At 74.8% G+C, this 23664-nt stretch carries 26 protein-coding genes; 21 read left to right on the forward strand and 5 right to left on the reverse strand.

What is annotated here, in order from left to right:
- The 3 genes from FVA95_RS16165 to FVA95_RS16175 all read left to right on the forward strand — a co-directional run.
- Window positions 1-392 (forward strand): transposase (locus FVA95_RS16165; RefSeq protein WP_193564307.1); only part of this gene is annotated, 392 nt, incomplete at its 5' end.
- 42 nt (window positions 393-434) lie between these two features.
- Window positions 435-518 (forward strand): Fe-Mn family superoxide dismutase, encoded by an 84-nt coding sequence (locus FVA95_RS16170; RefSeq protein ID WP_240051541.1) that lies wholly within the window; start codon window positions 435-437, stop codon window positions 516-518.
- Window positions 515-1075 carry a flavin reductase family protein gene (locus tag FVA95_RS16175; RefSeq protein ID WP_149664975.1) on the forward strand — a complete coding sequence of 187 codons (561 nt, stop codon included), beginning with the start codon at window positions 515-517 and terminating at the stop codon, window positions 1073-1075. The genes FVA95_RS16170 and FVA95_RS16175 overlap by 4 nt, the downstream gene beginning before the upstream one ends.
- Here FVA95_RS16175 and FVA95_RS30870 read toward each other — a convergent pair.
- The gene (locus FVA95_RS30870; protein WP_020624792.1) at window positions 1017-1193 is read right to left on the reverse strand and encodes a hypothetical protein; all 177 of its coding nucleotides are present in this window, start codon (window positions 1191-1193) and stop codon (window positions 1017-1019) included. The two genes, FVA95_RS16175 and FVA95_RS30870, sit on opposite strands and share 59 nt — an antisense overlap.
- Window positions 1194-1494: 301 nt before the next feature.
- On the opposite strand from FVA95_RS30870, the gene FVA95_RS16180 reads away from it, so the two are divergent.
- Entirely contained in the window at window positions 1495-2871 is a 1377-nt protein-coding gene (locus FVA95_RS16180) for an ATP-dependent 6-phosphofructokinase (RefSeq protein WP_149664976.1), read from the forward strand.
- On the opposite strand, the gene FVA95_RS16185 is transcribed toward FVA95_RS16180, so the two are convergent.
- Both FVA95_RS16185 and FVA95_RS16190 read right to left on the reverse strand, forming a co-directional pair.
- Window positions 2872-3699 carry a SirB1 family protein gene (locus FVA95_RS16185; RefSeq protein WP_205015877.1) on the reverse strand — a complete coding sequence of 276 codons (828 nt, stop codon included), beginning with the start codon at window positions 3697-3699 and terminating at the stop codon, window positions 2872-2874.
- 19 nt (window positions 3700-3718) lie between these two features.
- Entirely contained in the window at window positions 3719-4681 is a 963-nt protein-coding gene (locus FVA95_RS16190; RefSeq protein ID WP_161992329.1) for an ATP-binding protein, read from the reverse strand.
- Between the two features lie 220 nt (window positions 4682-4901).
- On the opposite strand from FVA95_RS16190, the gene FVA95_RS16195 reads away from it, so the two are divergent.
- Both FVA95_RS16195 and FVA95_RS16200 read left to right on the forward strand, forming a co-directional pair.
- Entirely contained in the window at window positions 4902-5354 is a 453-nt protein-coding gene (locus tag FVA95_RS16195) for a MaoC family dehydratase (RefSeq protein ID WP_149664978.1), read from the forward strand.
- 13 nt (window positions 5355-5367) lie between these two features.
- Window positions 5368-6576, forward strand: a complete 1209-nt coding sequence (locus FVA95_RS16200) for an acetyl-CoA C-acetyltransferase (RefSeq protein WP_043282922.1) — start codon at window positions 5368-5370, stop codon at window positions 6574-6576.
- Window positions 6577-6619: 43 nt separating this feature from the next.
- Here the strand turns inward: FVA95_RS16200 and FVA95_RS16205 are convergent, their stop codons facing one another.
- A complete protein-coding gene (locus FVA95_RS16205; RefSeq protein WP_020628413.1) occupies window positions 6620-7108 on the reverse strand; it encodes an inorganic diphosphatase in 489 nt (162 codons plus the stop codon).
- A 226-nt stretch (window positions 7109-7334) separates the two neighbouring features.
- Here FVA95_RS16205 and dacB point away from each other — a divergent pair, with 226 nt between their 5' ends.
- The 4 genes from dacB to hpt are packed head-to-tail and all read left to right on the forward strand — an operon-like array spanning window position 7335 to window position 11596.
- Window positions 7335-8744, forward strand: coding sequence for a D-alanyl-D-alanine carboxypeptidase/D-alanyl-D-alanine-endopeptidase (dacB, locus tag FVA95_RS16210; protein WP_161992330.1), 1410 nt, complete (start codon window positions 7335-7337; stop codon window positions 8742-8744).
- A 41-nt stretch (window positions 8745-8785) separates the two neighbouring features.
- Window positions 8786-9868 (forward strand): zinc-dependent metalloprotease, encoded by a 1083-nt coding sequence (locus tag FVA95_RS16215; protein WP_149664980.1) that lies wholly within the window; start codon window positions 8786-8788, stop codon window positions 9866-9868.
- Window positions 9865-10977 (forward strand): tRNA lysidine(34) synthetase TilS, encoded by a 1113-nt coding sequence (gene tilS, locus FVA95_RS32970; RefSeq protein ID WP_149665001.1) that lies wholly within the window; start codon window positions 9865-9867, stop codon window positions 10975-10977. Before FVA95_RS16215 ends, tilS begins: the two co-directional genes overlap by 4 nt.
- Window positions 10978-11035: 58 nt before the next feature.
- A complete protein-coding gene (gene hpt / locus FVA95_RS16225) occupies window positions 11036-11596 on the forward strand; it encodes a hypoxanthine phosphoribosyltransferase (protein WP_020623080.1) in 561 nt (186 codons plus the stop codon).
- 7 nt (window positions 11597-11603) lie between these two features.
- Here hpt and FVA95_RS16230 read toward each other — a convergent pair whose 3' ends face one another.
- Window positions 11604-12614, reverse strand: a complete 1011-nt coding sequence (locus FVA95_RS16230) for a S1 family peptidase (RefSeq protein ID WP_149664981.1) — start codon at window positions 12612-12614, stop codon at window positions 11604-11606.
- 345 nt (window positions 12615-12959) lie between these two features.
- On the opposite strand from FVA95_RS16230, the gene ftsH reads away from it, so the two are divergent.
- The 11 genes from ftsH (at window position 12960) to FVA95_RS16285 (ending at window position 23661) form a co-directional block, all read left to right on the forward strand.
- The gene (gene ftsH / locus FVA95_RS16235) at window positions 12960-15467 is read left to right on the forward strand and encodes an ATP-dependent zinc metalloprotease FtsH (protein WP_240051539.1); all 2508 of its coding nucleotides are present in this window, start codon (window positions 12960-12962) and stop codon (window positions 15465-15467) included.
- Window positions 15468-15499: 32 nt separating this feature from the next.
- Complete coding sequence (gene folE, locus FVA95_RS16240; protein WP_020626238.1) at window positions 15500-16114, forward strand: GTP cyclohydrolase I FolE; 615 nt, start codon at window positions 15500-15502, stop codon at window positions 16112-16114.
- Window positions 16115-16163: 49 nt separating this feature from the next.
- Window positions 16164-16994 carry a dihydropteroate synthase gene (folP, locus tag FVA95_RS16245; protein ID WP_149665002.1) on the forward strand — a complete coding sequence of 277 codons (831 nt, stop codon included), beginning with the start codon at window positions 16164-16166 and terminating at the stop codon, window positions 16992-16994.
- Complete coding sequence (gene folB / locus FVA95_RS16250) at window positions 16991-17356, forward strand: dihydroneopterin aldolase (RefSeq protein ID WP_020626240.1); 366 nt, start codon at window positions 16991-16993, stop codon at window positions 17354-17356. The genes folP and folB overlap by 4 nt, the downstream gene beginning before the upstream one ends.
- Complete coding sequence (gene folK / locus FVA95_RS16255) at window positions 17353-17868, forward strand: 2-amino-4-hydroxy-6-hydroxymethyldihydropteridine diphosphokinase (protein WP_075309657.1); 516 nt, start codon at window positions 17353-17355, stop codon at window positions 17866-17868. Before folB ends, folK begins: the two co-directional genes overlap by 4 nt.
- Entirely contained in the window at window positions 17865-18401 is a 537-nt protein-coding gene (locus FVA95_RS16260; protein WP_149664982.1) for a DUF3180 domain-containing protein, read from the forward strand. Before folK ends, FVA95_RS16260 begins: the two co-directional genes overlap by 4 nt.
- Window positions 18402-18449: 48 nt before the next feature.
- Window positions 18450-20357, forward strand: coding sequence for a PrsW family intramembrane metalloprotease (locus FVA95_RS16265; protein ID WP_149664983.1), 1908 nt, complete (start codon window positions 18450-18452; stop codon window positions 20355-20357).
- Between the two features lie 246 nt (window positions 20358-20603).
- Complete coding sequence (locus tag FVA95_RS16270; protein ID WP_020622273.1) at window positions 20604-21527, forward strand: Rossmann-like and DUF2520 domain-containing protein; 924 nt, start codon at window positions 20604-20606, stop codon at window positions 21525-21527.
- The gene (panC, locus tag FVA95_RS16275) at window positions 21524-22411 is read left to right on the forward strand and encodes a pantoate--beta-alanine ligase (protein ID WP_149664984.1); all 888 of its coding nucleotides are present in this window, start codon (window positions 21524-21526) and stop codon (window positions 22409-22411) included. Before FVA95_RS16270 ends, panC begins: the two co-directional genes overlap by 4 nt.
- A gap of 25 nt (window positions 22412-22436) precedes the next feature.
- Window positions 22437-22847, forward strand: a complete 411-nt coding sequence (panD, locus tag FVA95_RS16280; protein ID WP_020622271.1) for an aspartate 1-decarboxylase — start codon at window positions 22437-22439, stop codon at window positions 22845-22847.
- A gap of 10 nt (window positions 22848-22857) precedes the next feature.
- The gene (locus FVA95_RS16285) at window positions 22858-23661 is read left to right on the forward strand and encodes a type III pantothenate kinase (RefSeq protein ID WP_020622270.1); all 804 of its coding nucleotides are present in this window, start codon (window positions 22858-22860) and stop codon (window positions 23659-23661) included.
- Window positions 23662-23664: the final 3 nt, after the last annotated feature.

Genomic DNA, 23664 nt, shown 5'->3' on the forward strand with positions numbered 1-23664 from the left:
GAGCTATTTACACCGCGTCCACCGCCGATGCCGCTGCAGCCGCGCTGGATGATCTCGATGACGAGTGGGGGCGAGCCTATCCGGCGATGATACGTTTGTGGCGTAACGCCTGGACCGAGTTCATGCCGTTCCTCGACTACGACATCGAGGTCCGGAGGGTGATCTGTACGACGAACGCGATCGAATCGTTGAACGCCCGCTACCGGCGAGCGGTCCGAGCGCGAGGGCATTTCCCCAGCGAGCAGGCCGCGATGAAATGTCTGTACCTTGTCACCCGCAGCCTCGACCCGACCGGACGAGGCCACACCCGATGGATGATGCGCTGGAAGCCAGTCCTCAACGCCTTCGCCATCACTTTCGGTGACCGCTGGCCGGGCGCCGAGCACTACTGACAACATCGCCGGAACCACCGTTCTCGTTACAGACCCCAAGAACTGAAGCCCGACTACGTCAAGGCCTGGTGGAACGTCGTGAACTGGGCCGACGCCGCGGAGCGCTTCGCCCTGGCGCGGGCGTGACCGTCGCGGATCCGGCGGGGGGCCTGCGGACGGCGTTCCGCGGGCACCCCGCCGGGATCGCGGTGCTCACCGCGACCGGGCCCGACGGGCCGGTCGGGATGACGGCCTCGTCGGTCGCCTCGGTCGGGGTGGACCCGCCGGCGGTGTCGTTCTCGACCGCCCGCGACTCACGGTTGGCCCGTGCGCTCGCCGGGGGCGGGACGGTCGTCGTGCACCTGCTCGACGACGCCGACACCGGGCTCGCCGCGGCGTTCGCCGTCCCGGGCGCGCAGCGTTTCGGAGCCGGTGTCCGGTGGGTGACCCTGCCGACCGGGGAGCCGTGGCTGGTCGAGGTGGGCACCGCACTGCGCTGCCGGGTCCTGTCGGTCACCGAGGTCGGCGCGTCGTTGCTGGTCGCGGCCGAGGTCGTCGAGCTGCTCGGGCTGCGCCGCCGCGGCCGTCCGCTGGTGTGGGTCGGGCGGTCCTACCGCGCCGTCCCCGTCGGGGACACCGACGCCGTCACAGTGGCTGCGGATGCACGTCCAGCGCCTGGTCGATCACCGTGCGCAGGCGGTTGAGCAGCTCGTCGGCCTCGCTCCAGGTGACCGCGCCGGTCGCGACGCCGTGACGCAGCTCCTCGGCGATGGTGCGGGCGAATCCGGTGGACCAGGTGTGACGGGGGTCGTTGCTCCGCATGGACGAATTTTGCCCTATGCGACCTGCGGTGTTCACCCCGGGTGCTCGAACTGTTCACAGCGCGTGTGCGAGCGGGTGGGCGAAACCGGTGACCTCTGACGATGCTCGACGCAACGATGTGGGCGGTCCGCGCACCGGCCGATGACCCAGCGGCGACGACGGTGGTCCGATCGGCCGGATCCGGCGCACCCGCGGGTGGTCCCGCCGCGTCGTCCCCGGAGGGTCGGATCGACGAGCGTCCCGGGGTGCGACACGATGATCGCCCGGCCCCCGGGCGAATCGATCCAGACGGAGCGTGCGCGTGACCACCTCGGAGTACGGCAGCATCACCCCCGGGGACCTGGCCATCGACACGCTCGGCCCGGCCCGCATCACCTCACCGCTGGCACCACTGCTCGACGCCCGCCGCACCACCGAGCACTACGTCGACGCCGGTGACCGGGTCCTGCTCGACGACACCGCCGCCGGGATCCGCGCCCGGGGCGTCGAACCGGAGGAGCTGCCGGGGCTGGAGCCGTGCGGGCCCCGCCGGCAGATCTACTTCGACCCGTCGAAGACCCGGGCCGGGATCGTCACCTGCGGTGGCCTGTGCCCGGGCCTGAACGACGTCATCTCCGGCCTGGTCCGCACCCTGACCTACCACTACGGCGTGCGCCGGGTGGTCGGGTTCCGCAACGGCTACCGCGGCTTCGTCTCCTCCTACGGCCACGACGTCGTCGAGCTGAGCCCGGAGTCGGTGCGCGACATCCCGGTCGACGGCGGCACCTTCCTCGGCACCTCGCGCGGCCCGCAGGACCCCGAGGAGATCGTCGACTGCCTCGAGCAGATGCACCTCAACGTGCTGTTCGTGATCGGCGGCGACGGCACCATGCGCGGCGCGATGGAGATCGCGCGCGTGGTGGGGGAGCGGGGGTTGCGGATCGCCGTCGTCGGGATCCCGAAGACGATCGACAACGACATCCCGTTCATCGACCAGTCCTTCGGCTTCCAGACGGCGTTCTCCCAGGCCAGCGAGGCCATCCGGTCGGTCACCGTGGAGGCCAAGTCCACCCCCGGCGGGGTCGGGCTGGTCAAGCTCATGGGCCGCCACTCCGGCTTCATCGCCTGCTACGCCTCGCTCGTGCGCTCCGACGCCGACGCCGTCCTGATCCCCGAGGTGCCCTTCGAGCTCGACGGCGAGACCGGCCTGCTCCACCACCTGCGACGACGGGTGTCCCAGCGCGGGCACGCGGTCGTCGTCGTCGCGGAGGGGGCGGGGCAGGAGATGCTGCCGCCGGTGGGGCGCACCGACGCCTCCGGCAACGCCAAGCTCTCCGACATCGGACCGTGGCTCAAGGAGCGCATCGCCGACTCCTTCGCCGAGGCCGGGATGGAGACCACCGTCCGCTACGTCGACCCCAGCTACATCATCCGCAGCGTCCCCGCGAACCCCTACGACAGCGTCTACACCGTCCGGCTGTCCCAGGCCGCGGTGCACGCCGCCATGTCCGGGCGCACCGCGATGGTCGTCGGACGGGTGCGACGCCGGTTCGTGCACATCCCGATGAGCCTGGCCGTCAGCCGTCGCAACCAGGTCGACCCGCACGGCGACCTGTGGATGGCCGTGCTGGAGTCGACCGGGCAGCCGTGGCGCTTCGGCGAGGACTCCGGCGCGCCGACCCGGGCCCCGCACACCTGATCAGTTCAGGTGGGCCCGGTGCCGCATCGCCTCGGTGCGCACCTCGTCCAGCACCTCGGCGCCCGAGCGCGACCCGCGCCCCGGACCGTCCACCCAGGACTCCATCAGCCGGGCCGCCTCGTCCCACCTGGCCTGCGCGGCGAGCACCTCGCCGAGCTCGCGGATGAGCTCCGGGCCCTGGTGCCGCAGGCCCAGCCGCATCCGGAGCACCCACTCCAGGCCGTCGTGGTCACGGGCACGGCCGTAGGTCGCCCGCAGGTTCTCCAGCATCCGGGCGAGGATCTGGCGGGTCGAGCTGCGCGGCAGCATGCCGGCGTCGAAGGGCACCTCCGGGCCGGCACCCGTCGTCGCGCGGAAGAGCTCCTCGCAGCCCGCCGGGTCCAGGCGCCTGCCGCCGTCGAAGGCGTCGACGAGGCGTTGGGTGCCAGGGACCCGCACGAGGAAGTGCCCGGGCATGCCGACGCCCTCCAGCGGCACCCCGGCCCGGCGGCCGACCTCGATCGCGACGACCGACAGCGTGATCGGGATGCCGGTGCGGCGTTCGAGGACGTCGGGCAGGAAGGAGTTGCGCGGGTCGGCGTAGTCGGCGGAGTTGCCGCGGAACCCTGCCTCGGTGAACAGTCGGTGCAGCAGCGACTCGAACCCGGTCACGCCGTCGGCGAGCTCGTCGAGCGTCGCGCGGGCCCGCGCGGTGGACAGCGCCGCGACCTCCGGGTCCGGGGCGCCGCCGGCGGCGATCGCCAGTGCGGCCTCGTCGAGCGGCGGTTCGGGCCCGGTCACCATCCGCAGGAAGCGGGACACCGGGTCGGCGCGGTCGTGCCGGGTCACCCCGGGACCGTACCGGGATTCACGGGGGCGACATCGTGACGCGCACGACCGTGCCCGTCACCTGACCGGGATCGTCCTCCGCGGTCCACACCTGCAGCACGTCCGACAGCTCCGAGGCCAGCCACATCCCGCGGCCACGGTCCCCGGAGACCGGCGGCGCGGCCAGCCCGGGGAACGCGAGCCGGCACGTCGCGGCGTCGCTCATCTCCGAGACCAGCCCCGCCTCGGTGCGCCACATCCGCAGGACCGGGTGGCCCGACCCGTGCTCGACGCCGTTGCTGATCAGCTCGTTGACCGCCAGCACGAGGTCGGAGACCCGGGTGGGCCCCAGCCCGGACAGCTCGGCCTGCCGCTCGACGATGCGCCGCATCGACCCGAGGTCGTCCAGGGTCACCGGGAGCGTCATGATCGGCGGCCCCAGCTCGTCCGGCGGGCGCTGCGGGTTCTCCGCCAGCAGCTCGTGGTCGTCGCGCCGGCAGTCGCTCGGGACCGGGACGCCGTCGACGAGGAACTCGTCGTGCAGGGCCCCTGCGCGCGCCCGGTCGGCCTCGGCGTCGGGGAAGCAGCACAGCAGCTCGACGGGCAGCGCGCGCAGGGCGTGGGAGAGGGCGAGGTCGAGGCGGGTCCAGTAGGCGGGGTCCGCATGGGGCAGCTCGACCGGCTGGCCGACCGTGCAGACCCCGGACGCGCCGTCGGCCAGTGCCTCGCGCACCGCGCGGCTCCAGCGCCCCGCGACCGTGAACGGCGGGGCCGAGTGCATCCGGTCCGGCGAGCGGAACTCCACCCCGGCGTCGTGGCCGAGGGAGCGGCGCAGCACCGCCGCGCACCGCGGGTCGACGATCACCAGCGCACGGCGCCCCGTCTCCAGCGCCTCGGTCACCGGCCCGGCGATCGCGACGGCCTGGTCCTCGGGGTCCCGGTACGGCACGGCCCGGTGGACGAGGCCGTCCGGGCCGGGAGGTGGGGCGGTGGTGCTGGTCATCGGCGGCGGGCGGTCGGGGTCATGGGGCGTCGGCCTTCCACGTCGAAGCGGTGCCCGTCTGCTCAAGGCGGCTCCTGACGAGGTGACCATAACCAAGCTGCACCGGTCGTGTGGTGCGGGGCATGTGTGTTCGACGACGTGGCGCACCCCGGACGGCCCCCGGTGCGGTAGGGAGAGCGGGAGACAGATCACCGACCACGCACCACGAACGGAGTGACAGATGCGCGTCTTCGACGGAGTGGACGAGCTGCGGGCGGCCAAGGGGACCGAGATCGGGACCTCGCCCTGGCTGACCGTCACGCAGGAGCGGATCGACGGCTTCGCCGACGCCACGGACGACCACCAGTGGATCCACGTCGACGCCGAGCGGGCCGCGTCCGGCCCCTTCGGCACCACGATCGCCCACGGCTTCCTGTCCCTGTCGCTGCTGCCCACGCTGGTCCAGTCCGTCTACAAGGTGGACGGGGTCAAGATGGGCGTGAACTACGGCCTGAACAAGGTCCGGTTCACCAGCCCGCTGCCGGTGGGCAGCCGGATCCGCGCCAGGGTCGAGCTGACCGACGTCAGCGACGTCCCCGGCGGTGTCCAGCTCACCATCGGCGTGACCGTCGAGGTCGAGGGATCCGAGAAGCCCGCCCTGGTCGCCGAGTGGCTGACCCGGCAGTTCGTCTAGAAGGAGAGACCCCATGCGTGATGCGGTGATCTGTGAACCGCTGCGGACCCCGGTCGGCGGGTTCGGGGGGTCGCTGCGCGACGTCCCGGCGCACACCCTGGCCGCGACGGTGATCCGCGCGGTGATGGACCGGACCGGGCTGGACCCCGACCTGGTCGAGGACGTCGTGCTGGGCCACTGCTACCCGACGATGGACGCCCCGGCGATCGGCCGGGTCGCCGCGCTCGACGCGGGCCTGCCGGTGACCGCGGGCGGCATCCAGATCGACCGTCGCTGCGGCTCGGGTCTGCAGGCGGTGCTCTACGCGGCGGCCCAGGTGCGGACCGGCGCGGCGGAGGTCGTGCTGGCCGGCGGCGCCGAGTCCATGTCGGGCGCGTCGTTCTACTCCACCGGGATGCGGTGGGGGGTCAAGGGCGGCGGGGTCATGCTGAACGACTCGCTGGCCCGCGGCCGCGTCACCGCGGGCGGGAAGAACTTCCCGGTGCCGGGCGGGATGCTGGAGACCGCGGAGAACCTGCGCCGGGAGTACGCGATCCCGCGCGCCGAGCAGGACGAGTACGCCGTCCGCTCGCACCGGCGGGCTGCCGCGGCCCAGGAGTCCGGGGTGTTCGGCGAGGAGATCGTCCCGGTGACCGTGCCGGGCCGCAAGGGCGACACCGTCGTGGAGCGCGACGAGCACGTCCGCCCCGACTCGACGGTCGAGAAGCTGGCGACGCTGCGCCCGATCCTGGGCAAGGACGACCCGGACGCCACGGTGACCGCGGGCAACGCCTCGGGCCAGAACGACGGCGCCGCGATCTGCGTGGTGACCAGCCCGGAGAAGGCCGCCGAGCTGGGGCTGCGCCCGCTGGCGAGGGTCGTGTCCTGGGGGCTGGGCGGTGTCCCGCCCAAGACGATGGGCATCGGCCCGGTCCCGGCGACGGCCAAGGCCCTGGACGCGGCCGGGCTGACCCTGGCCGACATCGACCTGATCGAGCTGAACGAGGCGTTCGCGGCGCAGGTGCTCGCCTGCACGCGGGAGTGGAAGTTCACCGACGCCGACTTCGAGCGCACCAACGTGCACGGTTCGGGGATCTCGATGGGCCACCCGGTCGGTGCGACCGGCGGCCGCATCCTGGCGACCCTCACCCGCGAGATGCAGCGCCGCGACGCCCGCTACGGGCTCGAGACGATGTGCATCGGCGGTGGCCAGGGCCTCGCCGCGGTGTTCGAGAAGGTGTGACCCGGTGTCCGGGGCGGCCGGTGACGGCCGCCCCGGCGACCGATCAGTGCCCGGCGCTCTTCGCGCGCTCGTAGGACGCCTTGATCTCGCGCTCGGCGTCGGCCCGGCCGACCCAGGACGCGCCCTCGACGCTCTTGCCCGGCTCCAGGGTCTTGTAGATCTCGAAGAAGTGCTGGATCTCCGCCCGGTCGAACTCGGCCAGGTGGTGGATGTCGCGCAGGTGCTCCTGGCGGGGGTCGTCCGAGGGAACGCAGAGGACCTTGTCGTCGCCGCCCTTCTCGTCCTTCATCCGGAACATGCCGATCGCGCGGGAGCGGATGACGCACCCCGGGAAGGTCGGCTCCTGGACCAGGACCAGGGCGTCCAGCGGATCCCCGTCCTCGCCCAGGGTGTCGTCGATGAACCCGTAGTCGGCGGGGTACTGGGTGGCGGTGAACAGGGTGCGGTCGAGCCGGATGCGTCCGGTCTCGTGATCGACCTCGTACTTGTTCCGGCCGCCCTTGGGGATTTCGATGGTGACGTCGAAGTCCACGGTTCGTTGCTCCTTGAAGAGGGTCAGCGGTCTTGTGTCACGGCTCCACCGGATCCGGGGCGGGGCCGCTGGCCCGCCCGCTCCGGCGGTGTCGGTGCTGCCCCCTAGTGTGAGGGACCGGGTGGGCACGGGTGCACGCCGGTGAGGGCGGAGCGGGCCGATGTGGCCCGCGTCGCACCCCCGTGCGGGCAGGTCGGCCGCCGGACGAGCAGGTACAGGAGGGTCCGTGGGACGCAGGCATCGCCGGCCGGAGCGCAGCTACCGGCGGTTCGCCGTGGTCGCCGTCGCGGTGATGGCACTGGCCTCGCTGTTCGGTGCCGTCGCACTCGCGGGGCCGGACGCCCGCAGCTCGTTCGGGCTCGGCACCACCGCCGCCCAGTACCCGCCGGTCCCGATGCCCGCCCTGCGCCCGCTCACGCCGACGGCGCCGGTGCCGAGCGCCGCCGGGATCACCCAGGCCCTGTCCTCCCAGCTCGACGCGCCCGAGCTCGGCGAGGTCACCGGGGTCGTCATGGACTCCGCGGCCCCGCGCGGGGTGAAGCCGATCTGGGAGCGCGACGGCAACCGCGGGATGGTCCCCGGCTCGACGACGAAGCTGCTCACCGCCGCGGCCGCGCTGCTGTCGCTGAACCCGACCGACCGGCTCGCGACCCGGGTCGTGCCCGGCCCGACCCCGGACTCGGTCGTCCTCGTCGGGTCCGGCGACCCGTCGCTGACCGCGCTGCCCGACGGTCAGGACGGGCTCTACCCCGAGCCCGCACGGATCGCCGACCTCGCCGAGCAGGTGAAGAAGGCCGTCGGCCGGCCGATCACCACGGTCTACACCGACGCGAGCCTCTGGAAGGGCCCGGCCGAGTCCCCGGGCTGGGGGCCCACCGACGTCGCGGACGGCTACGTCGCCCCGATGTCGGCGCTGATGCTCGACGGCGGCCGCACCGACCCGCTGCAGCAGGACGGCCCGCGCAGCACCGACCCCGCCGCGGCCGCCGGGAGGGCGCTGGCCCGCGCGCTCGGCGCCTCCGACGTCCGCGAGGGCGTCGCCGCGGCGAACGCGCCGGTGCTCGGCAGCGTGTCCTCCCCACCGGTTGCGAGCCTCATCGAGTACATGCTCACCGCCTCGGACAACGTCACCGCCGAGGCGATGGCCCGCCAGGTCGCGGTGTCCAAGGACGCCGAGGCCTCCTTCGACGGCGCCTCGAAGGCGGTCACCGAGGCCCTGGTCCAGGCCGGCTACGACGTGTCCGGGCTCCGGCTCGCCGACGGCAGCGGCCTGTCCCGGGACAACCTGATCCCGGCCCGGCTGCTCGGCGCGGTGCTGGCCTCGGCCGCGGCCCAGTCCGACAGCCCCACCGACGTGCAGTTCCTGCGCCCGATCCTCACCGGGCTCCCGGTCGCCGGTGGTGGCGGCACACTCGCCGACCGCTTCGGCGACCCGCGGACGGTCGCCGGGCGCGGCGTCGTGCGCGCGAAGACCGGCACCCTGTCCGGCGCCTCCAGCCTCGCCGGGGTCGTCACCGACGTCGACGGCAGGCTGCTGGTGTTCGCGTTGCTGTCCAACGGCACCTCGCCGGCCGACGCCCGGCCTGCGCTGGACCGCATCGCGGCGACGTTGTCGCGCTGCGGCTGCCGCGGCTGACCCGGTCTCACGCACCCGGCGTCGCGGGTAGCGTGGGCCGCATGGAGACCGAGACGACCGGCCCGGTCACCGGCCGCAGCCCCGCCCGTCCCGGCGCCGGGCTGCCGGTGAACTGGTCCCTGGCCGCGTCGACGGCGGCCTCGCTGATGCCCGCCGGGCCCCGCACCACCCCCGCGGTGGCGGGTGCGCTGGTGGAGCGCCTGCGCGCCGACTCCGCCCGCGCCGAGGGGCACGTCCGCGAGGTCACCGGCCTGGGGGCGGACCTGCCGCTGCTGCCCGCCGACGTGCTGGACCGGCCCGCCTGGGCGCGTGCCGCCGTCGGAGGGATGGAGGCGCTGACCTCCGGCGCCCGGCTGCCCGACTCACCGTGGCCGCTGCGCACGGTCACCGCCGCCGGCTCCGGGGTCCAGCTCGGCGCGCTGCTCGCCTACATGGGCGCCCGCGTGCTCGGCCAGTACGACCCGTTCGGCGGGCCCGGCGGGGCGGGCCGGCTCGTCGTCGTCGCCCCGAACGTCTACGCCGCCTCCCGATCGCTCGACGTCGACGGCGACCAGTTCGGCCTCTGGGTCTGCCTGCACGAGGCCACCCACCGGCTCCAGTTCACCGCGGTGCCCTGGCTGCGCGACCACTTCGCCGGGCTGGTCACCGAGCTGCTGTCGCTGCAGGAGCCCGACACCGCGCGGCTCGCCCGGCTGCCCGACGCGATCCGCGCGCTGCGCGGCGAGGACGGCCGCAAGGCCGATGTGCTCGCCCTGGTCGAGCTGCTGCAGGGCCCCGAGCAGCGGGCCGTGCTCGACCGCCTGCTGGCTCTGTCGACACTGCTGGAGGGGCACGCGGACCACGTCATGGACGCCGTCGGGCCGGACGTGGTCCCCGACGTCGCGCTCATCCGGCGCCGGTTCACCGAGCGCCGCCGCGGTGGCGGGCTGATCGACCGGATCCTGCGCGCGCTGCTCGGGGTCGAGGCGAAGATGCGCCAGTACGCCGTCGGCGCCGCGTTCTGCCGGGCCGTCGAGCGCGAGGCCGGGATGGCCGGGATCAACCGGGCCTGGGAGTCGCCGGAGACGCTGCCGACCCGCGCCGAGCTGGACGACCCGCCCGCGTGGCTGCGCCGCGTCGCCTGACGGGTGATGAGTCCGCCGCGGCGGCCCGGGTCCGGCGGGCGGTGCGGGCGGCACTGACCCGGCTGCCCGCCGTCGCGGCCGCCGCCCCGCCGCTGGTCGGCTGCTCCGGTGGCGCCGACTCCACCGCGTTGCTGCTCGCGGTCCGGGAGGTCGTCGCGGGGCCGGTGCACGCCGTCGTCGTCGACCACGGTCTGCAGGACGGGTCCGCCGGGCGGTCGGCCGCACTCGCGGCGTGGCTGCGCGGGCTCGGCGTGACGGCGTCGGTGCGCCCGGTCGTCGTCGGTGAGGCGGGCGGCCCCGAGGGCGCGGCCCGGACCGCCCGGTACGTGGCGTTGCGGGCGGCGCGGCCGTCGCCGTCGTCCCCGGTACTGCTCGGGCACACCCTCGACGACCAGGCCGAGACCGTGCTGCTGGGCCTCGGCCGGGGCTCCGGGGCCCGGTCGCTGTCCGGGATGCGCGCGTGGTCCGAGCCGTGGCTGCGCCCGCTGCTCGGGGTGCGCCGGGCGGACACGGTCGCGGCCTGTGCGGCCGCGGGCGTCGAGGTGTGGGCCGACCCGCACAACGCCGACCCCCGCTTCGCCCGCTCCCGGCTGCGGCACGAGGTGCTGCCGCTGCTGGAGGACGTCCTGGGCGGCGGGGTCGCGGCCGCGCTGGCGCGCACCGCGGACCAGCTCCACGACGACGACGCCGCTCTCTCCGCCGCCGCTGCCCGGTTGCTGTCCGCGGCCCTTGTGGCCACGGACGGTGAGAGGGCCGCACGGGCGGGGGGGGCCGGGCCGGGTGATTCCGGTGACAACGGGCCACCGCCGGGTGCCGCCGTGACGGAGTCGGCCGGGCCCGGGCCGGGGGCCGGTGAGGTCGTCGGCACCCCGCTCGACGCCGGGGTCCTGGCCGGTGCCGAGCCCGCCGTACGACGCCGGGTCCTGCGGGAATGGCTCGCCGGGGCGGGCGCGCGGGCACTCACCGACGCGCAGCTGCGCGCCGCCGACGACCTCGTCGGGGCCTGGCGCGGACAGGGCGGACCGGCGCTGGGCGGCGGCTTGGTGCTGACCCGCGCCCGTGGCAGGCTCGTGCTGCGCCGCCACAGTCGGCCGCGTGACCGGGCGTGACCGCGGACCCGGTGGAGGCGTCGACCGGACCGGCACACGGTCCGTGCGAGGGGGTCGGGTGTACGACGGGGACATCTCCTCGGTGCTGGTCACCGAGGAGCAGGTGCGCGAGAAGACCGCGGAGCTGGCGCAGCAGATCGCCGGTGACTACGCCGACCTCGTGCGCGACGGCCGCGAGTCCGACCTCGTGCTGATCGGCGTCCTCAAGGGCGCCGTCATGTTCATGACCGACTTCGCCCGCGCGCTGCCCATCCCGGCCCAGCTGGAGTTCATGGCGGTCAGCTCCTACGGCTCGTCGACGTCGTCGTCGGGCGTCGTGCGGATCCTCAAGGACCTCGACCGCGACATCGCCGGACGGCACGTGCTGATCGTCGAGGACATCATCGACTCGGGGCTGACCCTGAACTGGCTGCTGGGCAACCTGCAGACCCGCTCGCCCGCGTCGCTGGAGGTCGTGACGCTGCTGCGCAAGCCGGACGCGGTGAAGGTCGACGTCCCGGTCCGCTACGTCGGCTTCGACATCCCGAACGAGTTCGTCGTCGGCTACGGCCTCGACTACGCCGAGCGCTACCGCGACCTGCCCTACATCGGGACGCTCGACCCGTCGGTCTACGCCTGAGGGCGGCTCAGCCGAGCCCGGGCCCGGCTGGGGTGGCCAGCGCCCGCGGGTCCACCCCGGGCGGGGCGGCGGTGAACGCGTGCCCGCCGGCGAGCGCGAGACCGGCCGGGCCGTCGGTGCGGGCGGCGTAGTCCAGCGCCTTCGCCAGGTCGGTGTACTCGATGCTGGGCAGGTCGTCGGTGGTGGTGAGGCTGGACAGCACGCCGACCGCGCGGCCCTGCGCGTCGAGCAGCGGGCTGCCCGACTCCCCGGCCACACCGTCCTGCACGGCGAAGATCGCGTGCCCCCAGCCGCCGCCGACCTCGGCGGCGGCCGCACCGGCGCGCACCCCGACCGTGCGGACGCCGTCGGCGTCGGGCGGGTTGGTGAGGCCGAAGACCGGGGTGCCTGCGGGCAGCGGCGCGGTGCGGACCGCGCCGGGGCCGCCGAAGAACGGCACCGCGGCACCCACCGAGGGGCCGGCGCCCGCGGGCAGCTCGACGAGCGCGAGGTCGTTGTAGGCGCAGACGTCGGGGTTGCGCTCGCCCCGGGCCTGCATGGTGTTCCACGAGCTCCAGGCCAGCGTCCCGGTGACGGTCCCGCCGCGGCCGTGCACCAGCACCGGGGTGCCCAGCGGCACCGCGGCGGAGGTGCAGCCGTCGGTCTCGGTCTCGTCGCCGGTCCCGCCGCAGTGCGCGGCCTGGCCGAGGAAGGTGCGCTCGCCCGCGGTGAACACGAACCCGGCGGTGCACAGGCCCGCGCCGGTGGTCTCGGTGACGGTGCCCGGCCCGATCGATCCCGGCCCCGCGACGACGGCCGGGCGCGACGCGAGCGGGCCGGCGTCGGCCCGGGCGGTGGTCGCCGGCGGCGCGGTGACCACCGGCGGCGCCGGTGCGGCGGCCGCGGGCGGCGCGGTCACGGGCACGGCGACGGCCGCCCCCGCCGGCGCGGTGAAGACCGCCAGTGCCGCCGCGGCGGCGAGTCCGGTGGCGAGCAGCGACACCGTCCGCCGAGGTCCGGCCACCGTGTCGAGCGCCATCCGATCGTCCCTCCCGGCCCGCAGATCGTCGCCGCTGGTCCGGACGGAGCAGGGCGCCGCTGCCCTCCGCCGCCGTCCGGGTACCGAGCGTGTTGCACAGTTGTCCCACACGACGGTGCCGACGTGTGCGTCGGGACACCCCTGTGGGGGAACCGGGCAGCTCGCCGGTTCGTTCACCGGACGTCCGCCCGCACACCGGGCGGTCCGGCCAGGTCCGTCCGGAGCACTCCACCCACCGTGGGGCTATCCTGACGGGTCAGGGCCCTCCGGCGGGGCGGTACACCGTCCGCCGCCGCTGCCGAGAACCACTCCCGGGAAGGTGAAGGCCACCCAGGCCGACGTTGCATGGACCGCAAGCGCCTGCTCCGCAACCCGCTGATCTGGATCCTCGTCGCGCTCCTGATCTATCTCGGGTTCAGTCAGCTGTTCGACGACACCCGTGGATACACCGAGGTCACGACGTCGGTCGCGCTCTCCCAGGTGCAGTCGGGCAATGTCAAGGACGCCCTCGTCGAGGACCGTGAGCAACAGCTCCGTCTCACGCTGGACCGCCCGATCGAGGTCAACGGCAACGAGACCACCCAGATCCTCACCCAGTACCCGGCGCAGATCTCCGGCCAGATCTTCGACCAGATCCGCCAGGTCCCGGGGATCGCCGAGTACGACACCGTCGTGCGCCAGGACTCCTTCCTGTCCACGCTGCTGATCACGATGATCCCGCTGGCGCTGGTGCTGATCCTGCTGTTCTGGTTCCTGAACAACGCCCAGGGCGGCGGGAACCGGGTCATGAGCTTCGGCAAGTCCAAGGCCAAGCAGCTGAACAAGGACATGCCGAAGAACACGTTCGCGGACGTGGCGGGCGCCGACGAGGCGGTCGAGGAGCTCTACGAGATCAAGGACTTCCTGCAGAACCCGGGCCGCTACCAGGCCCTGGGCGCGAAGATCCCCAAGGGCGTCCTGCTCTACGGCCCGCCCGGCACCGGCAAGACGCTGCTGGCCCGTGCGGTCGCCGGCGAAGCGGGCGTGCCGTTCTACACGATCTCGGGCTCCGACTTCGTCGAGATGTTCGTCGGTGTCGGTGCCTCCCGTGTGCGTGACCTGTTCGAGCAGGCCAAGCAGAACGCGCCCTGCATCATCTTCGTCGACGAGATCGACGCGGTCGGCCGCCAGCGCGGTGCCGGCCTCGGCGGCGGTCACGACGAGCGCGAGCAGACCCTGAACCAGCTGCTCGTCGAGATGGACGGCTTCGACGCCCGCGGCGGCATCATCCTGATCGCCGCGACGAACCGGCCCGACATCCTGGACCCGGCGCTGCTGCGTCCCGGCCGGTTCGACCGGCAGATCCCGGTCGGTGCCCCCGACCTGGCGGGCCGTCGCGCGATCCTGGCCGTGCACTCCAAGGGCAAGCCCTTCGCCGACGACGTCGACCTCGAGTCGCTGGCGAAGCGCACCGTGGGCATGTCCGGCGCCGACCTGGCCAACGTGATCAACGAGGCCGCCCTGCTGACCGCGCGCGAGCACGGGACGCTGATCAACGGCGCCGCGCTGGAGGAGTCGGTCGACCGGGTCGTCGGCGGCCCCCGGCGCAAGTCGAAGATCGTCTCCGAGCGCGAGAAGAAGATCACCGCCTACCACGAGGGCGGGCACGCGCTGGCCGCGTGGGCGATGCCGGACCTGGAGCCGGTCTACAAGCTCACGATCCTGCCGCGCGGTCGCACCGGTGGGCACGCGCTCGTCGTCCCCGAGGACGACAAGGGCCTCATGACCCGCGCCGAGATGATCGCGCGGCTGGTGTTCGCGATGGGCGGCCGCTCGGCCGAGGAGCTCGTCTTCCACGAGCCCACGACCGGTGCGTCCTCCGACATCGACCAGGCCACCAAGATCGCCCGCGCGATGGTCACCGAGTACGGCATGAGCGCCAAGCTCGGTGCCGTCCGTTACGGCCGGGAGCAGGGTGACCCGTTCCTCGGCCGCTCGATGGGCAACCAGGCCGACTACTCGCTCGAGGTCGCCCACGAGATCGACGAGGAGGTGCGCAAGCTCATCGAGGCCGCGCACACCGAGGCGTGGGAGATCCTCAACACCTACCGCGACGTGCTCGACGACCTGGTGCTGGAGCTCCTGGACAAGGAGACGCTGAACCGCAAGGACCTCGAGCGGATCTTCGGGTCGGTGGAGAAGCGGCCGCGGATCACCGCGTTCGACGACTTCGGCGTGCGCACGCCGTCGGAGAAGCCGCCGATCAAGACCCGGCGCGAGCTGGCGTACGAGCGCGGCGAGGTGCTGCCTCCCGAGGAGGAGGAGCGCACCCCGGCCGAGGTCGGCTCGGGCTCCGCGAACGGCTACGGCGACGCGCCCGGCACGCCCGGCGCCTCCCCGTTCCCGGCCGGCGGCCCGGTCCCGAGCCGCCCGGACGCCCCGAACGACGGCGGGTACGGCTCCGGCAATGGTGCCGGCAACGGCAACGGCAACGGCAACGGCTACGGCGCGCCCGGCAACGGGCACGGTGCCCCGGCACACGGCTACGGCCGGGCCGGCTCCTACGGCGGCCCGGGGCAGCCCCCGCCGCCCGCCGTCGCCCCGAACTACGGTGCCCCGCCGGACTGGCGGCCCGCGACGACCCCGCAGGGGCAGAGCTGGCCGCCGCCGAACTGGGCGCAGCCGCCGCAGCAGGGCGGCCCGCAGGGGCCGGCCCAGGGCGGCCCGTGGTCCGGGTCCGGACCGGGTACCGGCGGCAACGGCAGTGGCAGCAGCAGTGGCAACGGTGCGCACGGCAACGGCGCGCCGGGTGGTGCGGACGACTCCGGCGCCGGCGAGCAGCGGCGCGGACACGACCCGGAGGCAGGACACTGAGCACGTCGACGACGGACGGACGCCTCGGTCCGGTGGAGTCCGCCGCGGTGGCGGCCGGGGTGACCCAGGCCGTGCCCGGCGGGATCGACCTGGACCGTGCGGAGCGCGCCGTCCGCGAGCTGCTGATCGCGGTCGGGGAGGACCCGGACCGCGAGGGCCTCAAGGAGACCCCGGCCCGGGTCGCGCGTGCCTACGGCGAGATCTTCGCCGGGCTGTTCGTCGACCCGGACTCGGTGCTGGAGAAGACGTTCGACGAGGGCCACGGCGAGCTCGTGCTGGTCAAGGACATCCCGATGTTCTCCACCTGCGAGCACCACCTGGTGCCCTTCCACGGGGTGGCCCACGTCGGCTACATCCCGGCCGTCGACGGGCAGGTCACCGGCCTGTCCAAGCTGGCCCGGGTGGTCGACCTGTACGCCAAGCGCCCGCAGGTGCAGGAGCGGCTGACCGCGCAGATCGCCGACGCCCTGGTGCGCAAGCTGAACCCGCGCGCGGTGATCGTCGTGCTGGAGGCCGAGCACCTGTGCATGGCCATGCGCGGCATCCGCAAGCCGGGGTCGCGCACCACCACCTCGGCGGTGCGCGGGCTGTTCAAGAGCTCGGCGTCCTCCCGCGCGGAGGCGTTGTCGCTGATCAGGGGGCGCTGACGTGGTCGCCCCGGGCGGGGCGCTGCCCGAGCTCGGCCGCTGCGCGGTCATGGGGATCCTGAACGTCACCCCCGACTCGTTCTCCGACGGCGGCCGCTACGTCGACCGGTCGCACGCCGTCGCGCACGGCGTCGCGATGCGCGACGCCGGTGCCGACCTCGTCGACGTCGGCGGGGAGTCGACCCGGCCCGGCGCGCAGCGGATCGACGCGGAGACCGAGCGGGAGCGCGTGCTGCCGGTGGTGCGCGAGCTCGTCGCCGCGGGCGTGCGGGTCAGCGTCGACACGACCCGGTCCGAGGTCGCCCTGGCCTGCGTCGAGGCCGGTGCGGCGATGGTCAACGACGTCTCCGGCGGCCTTGCCGACCCGCGGATGGCCGCGGTCGTCGCCGAGTCCCGGACGCCCTGGGTGATCATGCATTGGCGCGGGCACAGCGCCGGGATGGCGCAGCTCGCGGGCTACGAGGACGTGATCGGCGAGGTCCGGTCCGAGCTCGTCGCCCGGGTCGACCACGCCGTGATGGCCGGGGTCGACCCCGGCCGGATCGTGCTCGACCCCGGCCTCGGGTTCGCCAAGAACGCCTCGCACAACTGGGCGCTGCTGCGGCGGCTGGACGTGTTCGTCGACCTGGGCTTCCCGGTGCTGGTCGGGGCCTCGCGCAAGCGGTTCCTCGGCGAGCTGCTGGCCTCGGCCGACGGCGAGCCGCGCACGCCGGCGGGCCGCGACGTCGCGACCGCCGCGATCAGCGCGCTCGCGGCGAACGCGGGCGCCTGGGGCGTGCGGGTGCACGACGTCGAGTCCACGATGGACGCCATCGCGGTCGCGGCGGCCTGCCGGCTCGGCGCCTCGCGTGCCCGCTCCCCGCGGGAGACCGGGCGGTGAGCGACCGGATCGAGCTGCGGGGGCTGCGGGTCCGCGGCCATCACGGCGTGTTCGACCACGAGCGCCGCGACGGCCAGGAGTTCGTCGTCGACCTGGTGGTGCACGCCGACCTCGCGCCCGCCGCGGCCTCGGACGACCTGGCCGACACGCTGCACTACGGCGAGCTCGCCGAGCTGGCCGCGGGCATCGTCGGCGGCCCGGCCCGCGACCTGATCGAGGCCGTCGCCGGGGAGATCGCGCAGGCGGTGCTGGACTTCGACGCCCGGATCGCCGCCGTCGAGGTGACGCTGCACAAGCCGTCGGCGCCGATCCCGCTGACCTTCGACGACGTCGCGGTGGTCCTGACCCGGAGCCGGGCGTGACCCGCGCGGTCCTGTCCCTCGGCTCCAACCTGGGCGACCGGGCCGCGCACCTGCGCACGGTCGTCGCGGACCTGGGGTCGGCCGTCGTGGCGGTGTCGCCGGTGTTCGAGACGGCGCCGTGGGGCGTGACCGACCAACCGGACTTCCTCAACGCGGTGCTCGTCGCCGACGACCCGGCACTCGACGCCCGGGGCTGGCTGCGCCGCGGGCAGGCCCTCGAGGACGCCTCGGGCCGGGTCCGCGAGCAGCGGTGGGGGCCGCGCACCCTCGACGTCGACATCGTGCAGGTGACCGACGACGGCGCCCCGGTGACCTCGGACGACCCGGAGCTGCTCCTGCCGCACCCCGGCACCCCCGACCGGGCCACCGTGCTGCTGCCGTGGCTGCTCGCCGAGCCCGGCGCCGTCCTGCACGGGCACGGCCCGGTCGCCGACCTGCTGGACCGGCTCGGCCCGGACGGCTGCGCGGGCGTGCACCGCCGCGACGACGTCGTGCTGCGGGACCCGGCATGACCGCGCCCGGACCGGGCGGTCGGCGCCCCGGGCGCGGCCCGGACGACGACCCGCGCCCGACCGTGCGCCCGACCCGGGTCCGCGACGTCGCCGCGATCGCGGTGGTCGCGGCCCTGCTCGGCAACATTCTCGTCCAGCTGACCTACGGGATGCTGCCGACGTTGCCGGTCGCCGCGGCGGTCGTCGTCGCGGTGCTCGCCGCCGCCGAGGCCGCGGGCGGGGTCGTGCTGCGGCGCCGGATCGACCGCCGGAACGGGGCCGCGCCGGTGCCGCCGCTCGTCGCGGCCCGGGCGGTGCTGCTCGCGAAGGCCTCCGCGGTCGGGGGTGCGGTGGTCGCCGGGTTGTGGGTGGGCGTGCTGATGCACACGCTGCCGCGGGCCGCGGTCGTGGTGGCCGCATTCCGGGACAGCGTCGTCGCCGGGGTCGGCGTGGTCAGCGCGCTGCTGCTGGTCGGCGCCGCGTTCTGGCTGGAGTACTGCTGTCGTTCCCCCGACGAGCCGGACGACACCGACGGTGGGATCCGTGCCGGCTGAGGCGCGTCCCCCCGCGCAGCGGGGGGCGGTTCTCTACGCTGGAGGGTCATGACGTCCCCGACGCTCGGCCGCCCGTACGCCCCGGTGCCGGCGCCGTCGGCCAAGCGACGGGGCGTGCTCCTGCCGGTCGTGGGCCTGGTGGTGCTGGCCCTGCTCGCGGTGATCACGCTCGGGGTGCTGCAACGCGCGATCGGGACGCCGGGAGTGGTCGTCGGGACCCTGGCCGCGCTGCTGCCGGTCGTGCCGGTGGTGGCGGCGTTCCTCTGGGTGGACCGCTGGGAGCCCGAGCCGCCGCGGATGCTGATGGGTGCGTTCCTCTGGGGCGCCGGGTTCGCCGCACTGGTCGCCCTGCTGATCAACACGAGCGCCTCGGCGGTGCTCGACGCGGCCGCCGGGCGTGGCGCGGGTGACCTGTTCGGCCCGGTCGTGGTCGCCCCGGTCGTCGAGGAGTTCACCAAGGGGCTGTTCCTGATCGGGCTGCTGCTGTTCCGGCGCCGTGAGTTCGACGGGATCGTCGACGGCGTCGTCTACGCCGGGATCGTCGCCGCCGGGTTCGCGTTCAGCGAGAACATCCTCTACCTGGGCCGCGCGGTGTCCGAGCCGGAGTCGGCCGGGGTCCTCGCGACGCTGTTCGTCCGCGGCGTCGCCTCGCCGTTCGCGCACCCGCTGTTCACCTGCATGATCGGCATCGCCGCCGGGATCGCGGCGGCCAGCCGCAGCATCGGGGTCCGGGTGCTGGCGATGATCGCCGGCTACGTCGCCGCGGTGGTGCTGCACGCGCTCTGGAACGGCGCGTCGGTGCTGGCCGCGACGCCCGGCGGCTTCTACCAGATCTACCTGTTCGTGATGGTCCCGATCTTCGTGGGGCTGATCCTGCTCGTGGTGTTCGCCCGTCGCCGCGAGGCGCGGATCGTCGCCGCACAGCTGCCCGGGTTCGCCGCCGCGGGGTGGATCGCGCCCAGCGAGGTGCCCCTGCTGGCCCGGCTGTCCCGGCGGAGGGGCTGGCGCACGCTGGTGCGGCGCCGCTCCGGCCCGGCCGCGGCGAAGGCCGTCGCCGACTACCAGTCCGCGGTCACCGAGCTGGCGTTCATGCGGAACCGGATCGCGCGCGGCGCGGTGCGGGAGAGCGCCCACGCCCTGCACGACGAGAAGCTGGCCGCGCTGCTGCGGGCCCGCGCCGTCGCCGTCGGGGTGCCGGAGGCGCTGGTCGCGGCCTGGGCACGGCAGCGTCCGTCGGACTGGGAGCCGCCGCCCCCGGCCGCGGCGGACGGCAGCTTCTCGGGCCAGTTCCGCATCCCGACCTTCCCCGACGGCGGCGGCTCGGCCGCCGCCGGCCCGCCCGTACCGCCGCTCCCGCCCGGCCCCGTCACGCTGGCGGCCGCCGCGCCGTGGGGGCGGCCCGACGAGCTGCGCCCGCCCCGGTGGGCGGAAGCCCATCGGAGCACCACCCCGCCGGCGCCGGATGTCAGGCCCGCCGGGGGCCCGGGGGCTCCCGGTCGCCCACAGGACCCGACCGCGCGCCCCGGCCTCGGCAGCGGCCCCGGCACCGGCTCCCGGGCCCCCGGCTCTCCGGGCGCTCGGTCCGCGCAGTCCGGCTCCCCGGCCCCGGCTTCCCCGGCGTCGGGCTCCGGAGGGCCCGGCTCGGGAGGGCCTGGCTCAGGGGAACCCGGCTCGGGAGGATCCGGTTCCACCACGGCCCGGTCCGCCGGGCACGACGGCGCTGCCCGTGGGTTCCGCCCCGGCACGTCCGGGCCTCCCGTCCCCGGTCCGGGGCCAGGGACCGGGCCGGGTCCGGCGAGCCCAGGTCCGGGCCCGGGAGAGGACGTCACCCGGCCCGTCGGCCGCCCCGAGTCCCCGGCCACGGAGCACCGGGGCCGCCACCACGACGACCCGTCCGACCCCGGCCCGACCCGCCCGATGCGCCGCCCGGACGACGAGCCGGACCGCCCCCGCTGACCGGCCGTCGGTGACCACCACCCGGTGATCACCGGTTGTGGAGCCCTGCGCCCGCCTTGCGAACGCTCCGCTCCACAACCGTCGATCACGGGCGGGGCCGGGGTGAGGCCGGTCTCAGGAGCGCGCCCCGGACCCGGGGCCCGTCTACCCTCGCGTCCGGCGCGCGGCCACCGGAGGTCGCGCCGACCGCGGATTGCCCGACCGGTACCCCACCAGGACCGGAACGGGAGGAAACGGATTCTCGTGATGGACTCTGCGATCGATGGCGGTCGCCCCGCGCGGCTCGCGGTCGGGGTGGTCTCGGCCGGTCGGGTCGGTGCGGTGCTCGGTGCGGCGCTCGCCCGCGCGGGCCACGTCGTCGTCGCGGCCTCGGGGGTCTCGCAGGCCTCGGTGCGCCGAGCGGAGACCCTGCTCCCCGACGTGCCCCTGCTCCCGCCCGACGAGGTCTGCTCCCGTGCCGACCTGGTCCTGCTCGCCGTCCCCGACGACGTCCTGCCCGGCCTGGTCCGCGGCCTCGCCGCCGCCGGCTGCTTCCGCCCGGGCCAGATCGCCGTCCACACGGCGGGGTCGCGCGGCGTCGCGGTGCTGGACCCGGCGACGGAGCAGGGCGTACTGCCGCTGGCGCTGCACCCGGCGATGACCGTGACCGGCCGCCCCGAGGACGTCGAGCGGCTCGCCGCCTGCTGCATCGGTGTCACCGCACCCGGCGACCCGGAGCACGGCGACCCGCGCGACGCCGTCGGCTGGAGCGTCGCCGAGGCGCTCGTGCTGGAGATGTCGGCCGAGCCCGTCCGCATCCCGGAGGCGATGCGTCCGCTGTACCACGCCGCACTCGCCCACGGCGCCAACCACCTGACCACGCTGGTCGGGGACTGCGTGCAGCTGCTGGAGACCGCGGGCATCGCGCCCGCGGAGCGTCTGGTCGCGCCGCTGCTGTCGGCCGCGCTGGACAACGCGCTGCGCCACGGCGACCGCGCGCTGACCGGACCGGTCGCCCGCGGCGACGCCGGCACCGTCCGGACCCATCTGGCCCGCATCGGCGACGCCGACCCCGACCTGGCCGCCGTCTACCGCGCGCTGGCCGGGCGGACCGCCCACCGCGCCGCCGCCGCCGGGCTCCTCGGCCCCGACGGTGTCCGCGACATCGAGACCGCACTGGAGGAGAAGTGAGCACCCCCGGCTCCACCCGGAACGGGTACGGCACCGGCCGGCTGACCGTGCACAGCGACCCGGCGAAGCTCGCCGCGGTCACCCGTGCGCTGCGCGGGGCCGGCCGCAAGGTCGTCCTCGTCCCCACCATGGGCGCGCTGCACGAGGGCCACCGCGAGCTGATCCGGCACGCCAAGCGGATCCCCGGCGCCGTCGTCCCGGTCGTGTCGATCTTCGTGAACCCGCTGCAGTTCGGCGCGGACGAGGACCTCGACCGCTACCCGCGCCCGATCGAGGCCGACCTCGACGTCTGCCGCGACGAGGGCGTCGAGCTGGTGTTCACCCCGCAGGTCGAGCACATGTACCCGCCGGGCTCGCAGACCCGGGTCACCGCCGGACCGCTCGGCGACGAGCTGGAGGGCGCCTCCCGCACGGGCCACTTCGACGGCGTCCTCACCGTCGTGTCGAAGCTGTTCCACATCGTCGGCCCGGACGTCGCGCTGTTCGGCGAGAAGGACTACCAGCAGCTCACGCTGATCCGGCGGATGGTGCGCGACCTGGACTTCCCGACCCGGATCGTCGGCGTCCCGACCGTCCGGGAGGACGACGGACTGGCCCTGTCCTCGCGCAACGTCTACCTCGACCCCGGTCAGCGTCGCGCCGCCGCCGTGCTGTCGCGCGCGCTGGCCGCTGGTGCCGCGGTGTCGGTCCGCGGGCACGACGCGGTGCTGGAGGCCGCCCGCGCCGAGCTGGCGACCGAGCCGGAGGTCGACGTCGACTACCTGGAGCTGCGCGACGCCGACCTCGGCCCCGCTCCCGCTCCGGGCGGCGGGGACGGCCGACTGCTCGTCGCCGCCCGGGTCGGCACCACCCGGCTCATCGACAACGCCCCCATCGCGTTCTGACCGCCGCCTCCCGAGGAGAACCGCCGTGAACCGCACGATGATGAAGTCCAAGATCCACCGCGCCACCGTGACGCAGGCCGACCTGCACTACGTCGGCTCGGTCACCGTCGACGCCGATCTGATGGCGGCCGCCGATCTCCTCGAGGGCGAGCAGGTCAGCATCGTCGACATCACCAACGGCGCCCGCCTGGAGACCTACGTGATCACCGGTGAGCCCGGCTCCGGGGTGATCGGCATCAACGGCGCCGCCGCGCACCTGGTGCACCCCGGTGACCTGGTCATCCTGATCTCCTACGGCTCCTACGACGAGGCCGAGCTGCGCGACTACAGCCCGCGCGTCGTCTTCGTCGACGCCGACAACCGGATCGCGGACCTGGGCGCCGACCCGGGGCACGCCCCGGCGGGCTCGGGTCTGCTGACCAGCGCGGCCCGGTAGGGACGACGCGGTGCTGCTCTGCATCGACGTCGGGAACACCCACGTCTCGCTGGGGCTCTACCCCGACACCGGGACCGATGCGGAGGGGCTCGACCCGGTGCCGGAGCGGCGCTGGCGGCTGCGTACCGACACCTCCGCCACCGCCGACGAGCTGGACCTCACCGTCTCCGGGATGCTCGGCGCGCGCTTCCCCGAGGTCACCGCGGTCGCCGCGCTGTCCACGGTGCCCGGCCCGTCGCGGGAGCTGCGCACCCTGCTCGCGCGCTGGTCGGACCGGATGCGGACGCTCGTCGTCGGGCCGGGGGTGCGGACCGGCGTGCCGCTGCTGGTGGACCACCCGCGCGAGGTGGGCGCGGACCGGGTGGTGAACTCGCTCGCCGCGCACCACCTGTTCGGCACCACCTGCATCTGCGTCGACCTCGGGACCTGCACGAACATCGACGTGGTCACCGCGAAGGGCGAGTTCCTCGGCGGCGCGCTGGCCCCGGGCGTCGACATCGCGATGCAGGCGCTGGCCGAGCGCGCGTCGTCGCTGCGGCCGGTGGACCTGGTCGAGCCGCGCTCGGTGATCGGCCGCACGACGGTCGAGGCGGTCCAGGCCGGGGTGCTCTACGGGGCGGCAGGACAGGTCGACGGGCTGGTCCGCCGGATCCTGGCCGAGCTGGGGCCGGACGCGCTGCCGGTCAGCGTGATCGTCACCGGCGGGCTCGCGGAGCTGGTCCACGGGCGCGCCGACACCGTTACCCACCACGTCCCGGACCTGACCCTGCACGGGCTGCGGCTGACCCACCTGCGCCACCACCGGACCCGCTGACGG

Source organism: Pseudonocardia sp. EV170527-09 (assembly GCF_008369905.1).
In the GTDB taxonomy this organism is placed as follows: Bacteria; Actinomycetota; Actinomycetes; order Mycobacteriales; family Pseudonocardiaceae; genus Pseudonocardia.